Below are 12,936 nucleotides of genomic sequence, written 5' to 3' on the forward strand. Positions count from 1 at the left end.
CTTGGGGCTGTGCGGCCATCCGTTTGGTCTCCTCAAATCCCCGGCGCAAGGACGAAGCCTCCATTATCCGATCGCCGGGCGGTCGGACAATCGAGGCGCTCTTGCGTGTTCGGTTGCGACGCGCTCGTTTCAGCGCGTCCCCTTGGTTCAGGAAGAGCCGTTCCCAAGTACGGCGCCCGAGGTTGTCAGGCCCCGGACGCGCGATTATCAGACCAAGCGTACTTCTTGCCCGGGTCTGCGACTTTACTTGATGAACAGCATCTCCTGATAGGTCGGCAGCGGCCAAAGATCGTCGGCCACCATGGCCTCCAGCGCATCGGCCGCTTTGCGAACAGCCGCCATCGCCGGCAAAACCTTATGACAGGCGTTCTCGGCCTCGGCCTCCTTGTCGTGGCAGTTGCCAGCCACGATCTTCTCCAGCGCAGCCAGTGTGTCCTGCAGTTCCTTCACCAGCGCGGTCATCTTGTCGAGCGTGTCGGTGTCGAAGGTGTAGCCGACGATCTTCAGGTTCGTGCAGGTCTGTGCCAGCTCGTTCTGATAGCGGATGGCCGCCGGAAAGATCTGGGTCTTGCCGATCTTCAGCGTCAGGTTGGCCTCCAGCATCACGCTCTTAACGTACTGTTCAAGATAAATCTCGTAGCGGCTCTGCAATTCTCGCTTCGAAAGCACCTTGTGGCGGGTGAACATCTCGATCACTTCCTTGTCCAGCAGGGCCGGCAAGGCTTCGATCGTGGTCCGCAGGTTTGGCAGACCTCGCCTGGCAGCCTCCTTGTGCCATTCCTCCGAGTAGTTGTCGCCGTTGAAGATCACCCTTCCGTGTTCGGTCATGATGTCTTTGATCACCGCCTGTACTGCGCCGTGCAGCTTCTTCGGGTCGCCTTTTGTCTCCTTCTCCAGGCGCGTGGCGATGAAGTCCAGCGAGTCGGCGATGATCGTGTTCAGGGCCACCAGCGGGCCGGCGATCGATTGACTTGATCCGACCGCCCTGAACTCGAACCGGTTGCCGGTGAACGCGAACGGGCTCGTCCGATTTCGATCGCCTGCATCCTTGGGCAGGGGCGGAAGAACGTCCACACCGACATGCAGATAGTCTTTTTTCTTCGATGCCTTCACTTCGCCCTTCTTGATTTGCTCGAAGATCTCCGTGAGCTGATCGCCCAGGTAGATCGAAATGATTGCCGGCGGAGCTTCGTTTGCCCCCAGGCGGTGATCATTGGCTGCCGTGGCCACCACCGCCCGTAGCAGCTTAGCGTGTTTGTCCACGGCGCGGATGATGGCCGCGCAGAACACCAGAAACTGAGCATTCGCGTGAGGCGTGTCGCCCGGATCCAGTAGATTGCCCAGGCCGGCACTGCCCAGCGAGTAGTTCAGGTGTTTGCCTGAGCCGTTGATACCCGCAAACGGTTTTTCGTGCAGAAGGCAGGCCATCCCGTATTTCTCGGCCACGCGCTTCAGTGTGATCATGATCAGTTGTTGATGGTCGGTGGCTACGTTGGCGGACTCGAAGGTCGGCGCGATCTCGTATTGGGCCGGGGCGACCTCGTTGTGCCGCGTCTTGACCGGGATGCCGAGCTTGAAGAGCTCACGCTCGGTTTCCAGCATGAAGGCCAGCACCCGCTCCGGGATCGCTCCGAAGTAGTGGTCCTCAAACTCCTGTCCCTTCGGCGGCTTGCCGCCGAACAGCGTCCGACCTGCGTTGATCAGATCCGGCCGGGCAAAGAAAAAGTTGCGATCGATGAGGAAGTACTCCTGCTCGGCACCGGCGGTCGACGAGACCATGCCTCCGTCCGCGTGGCCGAACAACTTCAGGATCCTCTGCGCCTGGGTGTTCAGCGCCTGCATCGAGCGCAGAACAGGCGTCTTCTTGTCAAGGGCCTCCCCCGTCCATGACACGAACGCCGTCGGAATGCACAGCGTGGTCCCGTTGGGATTCTCGAGAATGTAAGCCGGGCTGGTCACGTCCCACGCCGTGTAGCCGCGGGCCTCGAAAGTCGCCCGGATGCCGCCGGACGGAAAGCTCGATGCGTCCGGCTCGCCCTGGATCAACGCCTTGCCCGTGAACTCGGCGATGGCCCCGCCTTGGCCGTCCGGTTGCAGGAAACAGTCGTGCTTCTCGGCGGTCAGCCCCGTCAAGGGAAAGAAAACGTGGGCATAATGCGTCGCACCCTTTTCAATCGCCCAGTCCCGCATCGCTGCGGCAACGACATCGGCCACAGAAGGGTCCAACTTGGCCCCCGTGTCGATGGTTCTCTTCACTGACTTATAGACCTCTTTCGGAAGTCGCTTTCTCATCTCCGTCGTGCTGAACACGTTACTGCCGAAGATTTCTCCCGGTTTCGTCTCGGCGAAGTTCAAAGGCGCCGAAATGGGTCTGTAGTTGGTGACGGCCGCGATTGCCTGCAATCGGGTTGCGCTTCCGCTCATGGTGGTCCTGTTCTTTCCGTTGATGCCTTACTTTCTATTCATGGCCCCGGCCGGTGCCGGCTCGCAGCACCGATCGTGCCTTCACATCTTTCAGATCGCGGTTCCAGCCCGCAGCACCTCTCCCGCTTTGTGCATGGCTCATGCCACAGCCGGTTTCTAAAGGCAAAGGAACCAGCCGGGAGGTAAAGCTAAGGGCGGGCGACAGTTAAAGCAATTCTTCTTCCGGAACGTACGCTGCAACCGTACCCCAATGTAGTTTAGTCGTCCAATGGGCTACATTTGTGTAGGATCGTCTCCGCGGCCGGCGTCTGCTCTCAGATGGCTTGTCCGCCCCTTTCGCCGGTACGAATCCGGATGCACTCCAGCAGCGGAGTCACGAAGATCTTGCCGTCGCCGACCGAGCCCCCGTTGGCCCGGGCACCCTTGATGATGGCTTTGATCGTGCGCTCCACCCACTCTTCATTCACGCCGATGTCGATACGTACCTTGGGCAGCAGATTGGGCACGATTCGCTGGCCTCGATAGATTTCCTCGCCGACCTGCTGCCCGCGGCCGGATACTCGTGTGACCGTGATCCGGTAGACTTCTTCAGCGGTTAATTCCTCGCGGACCCGATCCAGCATCTCTTCCTGAATGATGGCGGTTATCAGCTTCATGTTAACCTCGATTCGCTCAACTGGCGGTGAGCATGCCATAGCCGCGCTCGCCATGGAAGGCGTGGTCCAGACCGGCCATCTCCTTGTGCGCCTCGGCCCGGAATCCCAACAGTTTTTCCAGAACGATAACGATAACCAGCGTCAGCGCTGCCGCGTACGCCACCGCAATGCCGGCGGCGAGGAATTGAACGCCGAACTGCGAAAGCATCGGACGGACCTGCGAGCCTTCACGGATGAAGAAGGTCAGCATGATTGCCCCGGTGAATCCGCCGACTCCATGGATGCCGAACGCATCCAGGCTGTCGTCGTATCCCAGACGGTTCTTCACCAGGATGGCGCAATAGCATACGCAAGCGGCAATTGCCCCGAGGGCCAATGCCCCGCCGGGTTGCACGACCCCCGCTGCCGGCGTCACCGCCACCAAGCCTGCGAGAATGCCGCTGGCAAATCCCAACGCAGTGGCTTTGCCTTGGTGCAGGCCCTCCACGATGATCCATGTCAGCGCTCCGGCCGCCGCTGCCGTCTGAGTGGCAGTTAACGCTTGAGCGGTTGCCAGACTGCTCGAAACGGCGCTGCCGGCATTGAAACCGAACCAGCCCACCCACAACAGGCCCGCACCCATCAGGGTCATTACCAGATTGCTGGGATGAAACGCGTTCTGCGGGTATCCGCGCCGTGCACCGAGATACAAGGCCGCAACCAGCCCGCTGACGCCCGAGGAAATGTGAACCACCGTTCCGCCCGCAAAGTCAATCGCCTGCATCTTGTACAGAAAACCGTCGGCACCCCACACCCAGTGGCACAGCGGGTTGTAGACCAGCAGGCCCCACACGGCGATGAAAACGCAATAGGTGCGAAACCGCACTCGCTCGGCGAATGCCCCGGCGATCAGTGCGGGGGTGATGATGGCAAACTTTCCCTGGAACATCGCGAAGACGTATTCCGGTACCCGGTACTGTTCCATGATCTTGTCGTCGATGCTCTTGAGAAGCATCAAGCCGGGATCCCACCCGCACCAGCCGGCGCCCTTTCCGAAACCCATCATGTAGCCGCAAACCACCCACAAAACACTGATCACGCCCATGGCCGCGAAACTGTGCATCATGGTGCCCAGGACGTTCTTGGAGCGGACCAGGCCGCCGTAGAACATGGCCAGACCGGGGATCATCAGCAGCACCAGCGCGGTGGAGGTGAGCATCCATGCCGTGGCACCGGTATCTACTTCGGATGCCTCGGCACCCCATGCCGGTCCCGTTGACAGAAGCACCAGTACCGGTGCCAATCCGATCACTCGTCGTTTCATCGTTTCCTCCGTTCGCACCACTACCGGCAGTCAACCTTCGCCACAGATCGTTTTGTTCCGAGCTCTGCGGCCGGTGGACGGCACGGTTTTCCTGTCGTTCTCGGCGAGGCAAACCGGCAGACCACGCCCGCGTCGGCCCTGCGCCAAACGCGAGGCGAATCGTCTTACGCGGTGGGCAATTGGCGTGCCGGATTCGGACACAGCGCGGCTTGTTGAATGGCGCAAGTCTTTGTGAAAGAAGGTGTTACAGAAAACAATTCATCGCCGACGGATGGCCAGATCGAATGGTCAGGCATACGTTACCGTAGGGAAGCGCCCAAAGGGTATACGCAAATGTAGGAACAGGTTTGCCAGCCGCGTGCGTCACCGACAGGAGAAGAAGCGACAGGCTGCCGGTGCGGACTGCCTGGTGCAGGGGGTCTTTTCGCCCCTGCAAGAAAAGGGGCGGGGGTTGGCCGGGGCTACCACTTGGCGCGGAACCGAGCAGGGTCGATGCCGTGCTTGTGGATGCGCAGGCCCATGACGCGCTCGGTCAGACCGAGTTCGCGGGCGGCCTTGGCGGCGTTGCCCCGGGAGGATTTCAGCGCGTCCACAATCAGTTCCCGTTCAAGGTTGTCCAGCGCCACCTGCAGCGTGCCCACCAGATTGGTGTGCGACGCCTCGGCGGTCTGCAGGCTTGGAGGCAAGTGGTGCCCGTGAATCACCTCGTCGTCGCTGACCAGTACCGCGCGCTCGATGCAGTTCTCCAGCTCGCGGACGTTGCCGGGCCAGTGATAGGCCATCAGCATGTCGATGGCCGGCGTTGAAATCCTCTTGATCTTCTTGTGGTTCAGACTGCCGTACTTCAGCACGAAGTGATCCGCAAGCAGCAGAATGTCCGACTTGCGCGCGCGTAGCGGCGGGAGGTGAATGGGAAAGACGTTCAGGCGGTAGTACAGGTCCTGCCGGAACTTATTCTCGGCGATGAGTTGCTCAAGGTTGCGGTTTGTCGCGGTGATCACCCTCACGTCCACGCGGATGGTCTTGGTTCCGCCGACTCTCTCGAATTCGCGCTCCTGCAGGAAGCGGAGCAGCTTAACCTGCGTGGCCATCGAGAAATCCCCGATTTCATCGAGAAAGATGGTTCCCCCCGAGGCCATCTCAAATCGGCCGACCCGTTGGGCGACCGCCCCGGTGAACGCCCCTTTTTCGTGGCCGAACAGCTCGCTTTCCAATATCGTCTCGGGCAGCGCGGCGCAATTGACCTTGACAAACGGTTTGCCGGCCCGCGGGCTGTTGTAATGAATGGCGTTGGCGACCAGCTCCTTGCCCGTTCCGCTCTCGCCGCAGATCAACACCGTCGCGTCGCTCTTGGATACCCGGGCAATCTGGTCGTACACGGCCTGCATGACCCGTGAGTTGCCGATGATGTTGGCCGGCCGGAACCGTTCCTTGAGCTCGTCCTGGAGCCGAAGGTTATCTTCGATCAGCCGCTGACGCTCGGCTTGGGCCGACTGACGCAACCGCACCGCCTGCGCGATCATGGATGCGATAATCGAAAGCAGCCGAACGTCCTCGTCAAGCCGGACCTCTTCGGAAAACAAGCGGTCGACGCTCAGCGCCCCGATGACCTCGTTTCCCAGCTTGATCGGGACGCAGATGAAGGAGATGTCCTGCTTCCTGAGGTGCTTGCGGGATTGCGTTCGGTCGAGGAATCGAGGCTCCTCCGAGACCCGAGGCACCACCATGAGCCGGCCGCTTTCGATCACCTTGCCGGTGATCCCCTCGCCGGGGGCGTACATTCCCCGTCTGCACTGACTGGCGGACAGGCCATGGGCGGCCTCGATGTGCGCTTGCCCTGTCTCGCGATCCAGCAGAGTCAGTGTTCCGCGAGACATGCCCATCCGCTCATGCAGAAGTTGCAGGATCGGGTGGACAACCTCACGCAAATCGAGGCTGCGGTCCAGCATCTGGCTGATCTCAAAGAGCAGCGAAAGCTCCTTCACCTCCCGTTTCACCGGGAGTTGCTTTGTCTTGGGCAACCCTTGAGACGGGTCGTCGAGGCTGGACATAGCAGTCTCCTGTGAAAGTGCCGGCCGTGGCCGGCAGCCGCCAATGCGAGATCCTACATATGGGTAGCTGTAAGTCAAGATGTCGACCGCTATGTAGGACCATCGCGCACGGCCTTTGAAAGGGAGGGTCATTGGCAGCTTGCCATACAATGTGCGCGATAGCCCGAACCCGCACCAATGAAACTGGCGACGGTGACACCGAGGGAACGAGTCGGCCGAATGCTTCGCGAACGCGATCAGGGCTGCAGCAAGAAGGGTTGTAGATGATACAGTAAAGATTGAATTCTCGGGCAGGATCAGCCGTTGGCCACCTTGGCCCGGGAAGATAGTTTGGCCGGTCGAGAGCCGACCGGATGGTGGCGTCGACTTCGACGCAGACGAAGCAAGGTCCGCTTGGCCACGACCACCGGAGGCCGGGTCAGCTCTTCGACGGTAGTCAGCCTGATGTCCTTGGCTCCCAACTGGCGGATGACCAATTCGGCGTCGGCCGGGCTCCAGCAGCCGCACGCGTCGGTGACCACGGTGACCGTTTTGTGGCGGGCCAACAGGCCCAGCGCCAACCCACGAATCGCCCGTTCGAGGCCCACGCCAACGATGATGTATTCCTCCGGTTGCCACGAGGTCAGGAATCGGTCGGCCTTTGGATTGCTGAGAATATCACGTGTTCGCTTCCGGAAGATGAGTTGACGGTTGTTGGCTTGGAGGTCCGGCGGCAGAGACAAGTAGTTGTCTGTTTCGACCAGGGTGCGGGGTGACAGCAGTGTGAAGGGCAGCTTCTCCTGTCCGGGCGTGTTATCGATGCAATGCAGCGGGAATTCGCGCATCGGCTCGGTCGGCCGGTGCGATTCCACCAGCGAAACCACGGCAATACCGTTCGATCGCACCCAGCCGAAGACGCGTTGCAGGTTCGCGATCAGCGAATCGAGATTGGCAACCTGCAACACACAACCCGGCGTGAGAAAATCCCGCTGGGTGCACACGTCCAGCAGAACACGGTTCCACAAAGGCAAGTAGCCGTCGCACGCCATGTCTCATCTCCGCCGTACGGACCGGCCCACGAAACAAACCGACTTGTGAATGGGGACTCCGATTGGAGCGTGTTGGCCGACCGGCACAGCCCGCCCTCTCCCCGACTCTCTGTACACCCCCTCCGCCGAAGCGGAAGCCTTCTCATGAAATCCTATGCACGGGAGCTGCTGTCTTTCCCGAGCAGTTGCGATTTTTCGGTCGATTTTTGCGGATTTCGGATTCCCGTTTCGCTATCGGACGCGCCCGATGGGGGGTTTCCTCGCCGGAAGGCCCCTGAAGCTGTCAACCCTTCCCCGAGACGCTGTGCCCAAGTCTCCAGCTTCTGCCTCGAGGCGGTCGTTTTCGGGCAGGCCGGTGCCCCGAACCATCTGGCACGGGCGGGGGATAACCCGATGCAACATTTCCGGACGCCACACCGTAATTGCCCCTGTGGGGGGCAAGCCTTGGCCAGAACAGCCCCTGGGCCAGTCGTGGCCAAGCCGGGGTCGTTGGGCCGGAGACCGGCCCGCAACCCTCGGGGTCCCATAACCAGGTGGGGATCGGACCTTCCGGATAACTGCAGGCTCGCGAGGTGCTTCAGAGCTCAGGCGAGATAACGTTGCTGCGTCGGGATCGCAGCAGAAAGCAGCTTCGGACACGGCAGGAATGCGGGTCTGATCCGACAGAGAAAACGATGTCGAAAGCCTCGGTTTTGATTCCCATCCCGACGTATGGGGCTTCAGCAACGCCGGCGAGGTCTTTGCTCCTCAGCCATCCATGTTCAGCCAGCTCATGCTTGTCACCCTCCCGCAACTCCGCCAACGGCGATGGCGCCGAATATCAAAGCGGCGCAAGGCCGTGGCGCTCAGCCACTGGCGACGCCGCCGACGAGGTCGGTGTTCACGTCCTTAGCGTCTCAACCACGGCAACGCGCAGGCGGGGCAGAAAGGCATGACGATCAGCGTAGCGAAACGCAACAAACAGGCGTTGCCGGCCGTGTTGAAGTTGACCATGCAAACCTACACCGATCCGCAGCTCTTGGACACCTTCGGGGCGGTTGAACGACTGCCCGAACTTCGGCCCGAGAATCAGCCCAAGCCCAACAGAAAAACGGGACTTACGACGATGGAAGCGTTGTAGTGGGTGTTGTCCCCAGCGTTGTACTGAACATGCGTGAAGGGCATGGAAACGCAACGAACGACGAAAAAGCGACCGAAGCCGAAAATGCTGTATCGCCATGCGATGCCATGACTTGCGATTCTGTTTTCAATACTTCCATAGGGCGGAAAAAAACAGGCCCCGGTAGGGGGAACCGGGGCCATTGGCGAGCTATCGCAGGTTCCGGCACTCATGGTCCCGGCCGGGGTGAACCAGGACCGTAAGGTAGGGGTATTGCCAGTCCTTGCGACTAGCTTCTTGCCGTTCCGCCTTTCAGCAGAACGGCACCAAAGGGGGAAGCAACTCGTGCATTGTAACCGACCCGCGCCTAATTGGAAGATGGAATTGCGGAAATCCCGCAGCTCTGCCCCGAGCGACCCTCAGCAGTACGACCTGGAATATTACAGCTTTGGTGGATGAAATCTGCGGCGGAAGGAAGGCCGGAGCGCCTGCCCTGGGCCCGCAAATCAGCGGCCCCCGTGGTTTCTGGGGGTTACACGATGCGCCGGTCAGCAGACTCATCTCCGATCGCAAACTCCCATCAAGACACGGCCCCCTTCTGAGGAGTGGGCAAGGCCGGGATTCCGGCGGCTAAGCCACGAGATGGCCCGGTTGCAGCAGCCAGACACCGCCGCCGTTAACCAAGCTGATGTGGGGCAGCTTACAGCATGGGCGATCCTCGGCCTCAGTGAGGGACATGGCTTGCCGCTCGACAAAGCCGTAGACTCCAGGCGGGCGCCACCTGTGAGCCCGTCAGTCCCGGGACACCGGATGAACTGTTCAGTTCATTCCCAGTTCCTTCGCCATTTTCTCGAAATTCTGGACACAAGCCGCCACGTCGGGGGCGTTGTTCTCCCAGTTGTGCTCGTATTCGGCAGAGAAGACGCCCTTGAAGCCCTGCCGTTTGAGTTCGGCTAGGATGCCCTTCATGTTCGCCACGCCCTCGCCCCAGTGGACGTCGTGGGCGGTCATCGCCTTTTCGTTCAGATCTTTCAGATGCAGGCAGATGATCCGGCCTTCGAGCTTCTTGAGGCACTCGATCGGGTCAAGCCCGGACCGAAGCCAATGGCCGGTGTCGGCGCAGGCCCCGATTCTGGAGTTCGTTCCCTTGATCGCGTCCAGCACCGTGTCCGGGTTCCAGTACCGTGACGGCTTGGGATGATTGTGAATAGCCACGTTGATTTCATACTCCTGAGTGAGCTTGTCGAGCATCTGGAAGCTGCCCGGCTCCGGCTCGGACACGATTGTTTCGATGCCCATATCCTTGGCGAACTCAAACACCTTGCGGGCTGCGGCTTCGTCATTGCCAAGGCCGACCACGCCGTAATTGACCAGTCTGATACCCGCCTCGGCCAGCTTGGTCTTGGTCGTCTGCCTCAGGTCGGGGGCCATGTCATGATCGAACTTGGCGCTGCCAAGGCCGGGGCTCAGCCTTTGGCCGGGGTAGGCTTCGATGTACTTCAGCCCGATCGAACTGGCCTTGTCGACGGCCTCGAAGAAGGTGAACCGGTTGAATGTGTACGCCTGCGTTCCGACGCGCCAGGCCGGCTCCTTGTCACTACTCATCGGTGTGAGCTCCTTGACCCATATGCCACGGTATTCCACGTATGATGTTCGGTTGTGGGAGTCCTGGACGCCGATATAGCCCTCCAGCGGCTTGGCGGCCAGGGCCGGGATGGTCTTGGCATCGACGTCGACGACGGGGATGTTGTCCGCGAAGACCTTGTAGTGGTATCCGCGGCAGTGAATCTCGAACATGTGCCAGACGTCGGCAGTCTCGTCCGGTCGCGGATCGACGGCCACCGTTCCGTAGAGCGACCCGGTACAGTGGGCGATATCGCGAGGCTCATTGCTGATCTGGATCTCGCTGCCGGTTTCCCAAGGATAGCCCTCTGCCGCGGCTCTCACGAACACGCCCGAGTTGCCGTCCTTACCGATCCGCCACTCGACCCGCAGGATGAAATCGCGATAAATCTTGTTCGTCCGCATCCACAAGCCGCCTTTGCCGCTCTCGCTTCGCAGAACGCCGTCGGTGAACCAGAAGCCCTTGGGATCGCCGACGATCGTCCAACCCGTAAAGTCTGTGCCGTTAAGGAGTTGAACGAAACCCTCCGTTGACGGATCGGGCAGACGGCCGGCGACAAACCGGATCGACTGCACGACCAGTCGACGAAGGTTCGGGTTGGTGTATGCCTTGGCGTCGTGTCCGAGCTGAATGTAGACCACCGGGCTCTTGTGATAGGTGTGCGTCCAGGCAATTACCTTGTCGCTCGTCGGCTCGTCGGTGGTCAGCAATGGGTGGGTACCTTCGAGGAACTCCATGTCCTTATATGTTTCATCCTCGATCTCGAAGTCCTTCATGAAACGGGTGATGGGATGTTGCGGGTCAGCGATCTTCACCCGCACCTTGACGTCATGCTTGAACGAGGGCTTTCGTTCCGTGGGGCCGGGCTTGAGGTTGAACTTTGCCCCGATGATCTTGATCGCTTCGGGCCAGTCCTGGTAGTCCCCTGCAGCATGGTGCATGGCCACCAGCGGCTTACCCTTCTTCAACAAGGCCTCAAGGTTCTTGCGGGATTCCTCGGTGATCTGCGAGTACATGTCGTACCAGACCATCACATCGTAGCTGTCGGCCTTGTCCGGGGCGAACCACTTCTGGGCCTCGGGCTGCTGGACCTCTTCCCAGGCGACGTCCGGATGGCCGTCGAACATCTCGAAGAACTCTTTCCGCTGGAAGTCATGCCCGCCGGTGACGATGAGCACGCGGAGTTTGTTGGTCCGGACTGGCGGCTTGGGTTCCGGACCGGTATCGGCACCTAGGATGGCGGCAACACATGCGGCGAATGCGCCACAGACGATTACGCGCAGCATCGATTTGATCATGACTGACATCCTCTCTGTCGGAAGGGTTCTTGCTCAATTGGAGCTCATGTCCCATACGCCCCCACTCAGACCGGCCGGCAGCCGGTCCCACACGGGTCTGGGGACAGGCTGCTGTCCCGGCCATGCCATGGTGGGGCCATCTTGCACGGCCCTGGCTTCAAGATCAAGCGCACAGCTACCGGAATGTGATGCGGCCGACCGTGGCACTTTGGGCGGCCCTTGCCGAAACCGGAGCACAGACCAGGAGCCGGACCACAAGAGGGCCAAACCCCGAAGAAGTCGCTCCCTTCCGGCTTCGCGGGCAGGCTACGCCGGGACGGGGACGACCGCCCCGGTCAACAGTGGGGTGCGGTTTCGAGAAAACCCTGAAAAACTCGCAGCGGCTTGACCTGGAGACCGACGTGGTTGAAGCTGTTCCGACATGTCCAAGCCGTCCGGTGAATACAGACCCGACCGCCGGGCTCGGAAATGGCGGCTGCTGAGCTTGTTCTCGGGTTTACTCCTGGCCGCTTGTTTTCTTCTACCGGCCGTTCAGGGTTGCAATGGACCGATCGTCCCTGCGGCGTCGCTGGTCTGGGAGCTGAGTGACGCTTGGAACGGTTCGTGGCTAATCGACGTTGTCGCCGTTGTCGTCGTGTATTTTGTGGCCTACGCGTTCGGCGCCGCCCTGATGATCGGTGCCCTGGCAGCGCTCGTCGCCTGGCCCAAGCTCCGAAGCGCAAGCACGCTGGCGGTCATCATTCTGCTGGCCTACGCAGCCGTTGTCGTGCTGGCGTCCACACTACGGCAAGGATTCACGAATGGGTGGGCCCCCTCTTCGTGGACGACTCAGGATTATGTCAATCTGGTGTTCGGCCTGTTGTGTTCCCCCCTTTTGCTGGCAGGAACGATCTTCGCGATCCGCCGTCGGCACCAGCGTCGTCTCTGCCTCTGGTTCCTTGGCGGTTTGTCGGGGTTAGCCTGGTTCAGTTACTGGCCGATCTTCAGCAACCCGCTATACGGTCTTTACTTGTCGTTGGCTGCATGCCTGCTGATCGTCCTGGCCTCGGTGGGCGAGGCGGCCGTGCTCACCGACCAGTCCTGGCTGCGCACGTTCGGACAGTTGTTGACCTGCCGACTGGCACCCTTTTACGACCCGAAGGGCCGCTGCCCGGGTTGTGATTACTACCTCTACGGCCTGACCGAGCAACGTTGCCCGGAATGCGGTCGGCCGTTCACGTTTGATGAGTTGAATGCGACGCCGGAGGAGCTGAGTTTCGCCTCGACACCCCTGTGCCGTAATCGGGACGGCTGATGGCGAGCGATCCAACGCATGATTCCGGCGCCGGGCGGGTGGCTTTGGCGGCTTTTCTTGAGACGCGTCGAGGGGTCTACTCGCCCCGACCCAAGCTCGTACGCCAATGCATGAGTGGTTATCGGAGACGGCATGAGAATCGTCGACTTCGCCTGCATT

Annotated in this window: 8 protein-coding genes; 2 read left to right on the forward strand and 6 right to left on the reverse strand. The window is 60.7% G+C overall.

From position 1 onward, the window contains the following. Positions 1 to 243: 243 nt before the first annotated feature. From PLL20_00360 to PLL20_00380, 5 genes are all read right to left on the reverse strand, one after another. A complete protein-coding gene (locus PLL20_00360) occupies positions 244 to 2,424 on the reverse strand; it encodes a glutamine synthetase III (GenBank protein HPD28416.1) in 2,181 nt (726 codons plus the stop codon). Positions 2,425 to 2,738: 314 nt separating this feature from the next. Next, a complete protein-coding gene (locus PLL20_00365) occupies positions 2,739 to 3,080 on the reverse strand; it encodes a P-II family nitrogen regulator (protein HPD28417.1) in 342 nt (113 codons plus the stop codon). 16 nt (positions 3,081 to 3,096) lie between these two features. Continuing rightward, positions 3,097 to 4,383, reverse strand: a complete 1,287-nt coding sequence (locus tag PLL20_00370; protein ID HPD28418.1) for an ammonium transporter — start codon at positions 4,381 to 4,383, stop codon at positions 3,097 to 3,099. A gap of 461 nt (positions 4,384 to 4,844) precedes the next feature. Next, positions 4,845 to 6,434, reverse strand: coding sequence for a nif-specific transcriptional activator NifA (gene nifA / locus PLL20_00375; GenBank protein HPD28419.1), 1,590 nt, complete (start codon positions 6,432 to 6,434; stop codon positions 4,845 to 4,847). Between the two features lie 296 nt (positions 6,435 to 6,730). Further along, entirely contained in the window at positions 6,731 to 7,462 is a 732-nt protein-coding gene (locus PLL20_00380; protein ID HPD28420.1) for an isochorismatase family protein, read from the reverse strand. 931 nt (positions 7,463 to 8,393) lie between these two features. Between PLL20_00380 and PLL20_00385 the strand changes: the two genes are divergently transcribed. Beyond that, positions 8,394 to 8,582 (forward strand): hypothetical protein, encoded by a 189-nt coding sequence (locus PLL20_00385; protein HPD28421.1) that lies wholly within the window; start codon positions 8,394 to 8,396, stop codon positions 8,580 to 8,582. Between the two features lie 798 nt (positions 8,583 to 9,380). Here PLL20_00385 and PLL20_00390 read toward each other — a convergent pair. Beyond that, on the reverse strand, positions 9,381 to 11,483 hold the full coding sequence (locus PLL20_00390; GenBank protein HPD28422.1) for a DUF1080 domain-containing protein: 2,103 nt from the start codon (positions 11,481 to 11,483) through the stop codon (positions 9,381 to 9,383). Between the two features lie 421 nt (positions 11,484 to 11,904). Here PLL20_00390 and PLL20_00395 point away from each other — a divergent pair, with 421 nt between their 5' ends. Next, the gene (locus PLL20_00395; protein ID HPD28423.1) at positions 11,905 to 12,777 is read left to right on the forward strand and encodes a hypothetical protein; all 873 of its coding nucleotides are present in this window, start codon (positions 11,905 to 11,907) and stop codon (positions 12,775 to 12,777) included. Positions 12,778 to 12,936 lie beyond the last annotated feature (159 nt).

The organism is Phycisphaerae bacterium, assembly GCA_035384605.1.
In the GTDB taxonomy this organism is placed as follows: domain Bacteria; phylum Planctomycetota; class Phycisphaerae; order UBA1845; family PWPN01; genus JAUCQB01.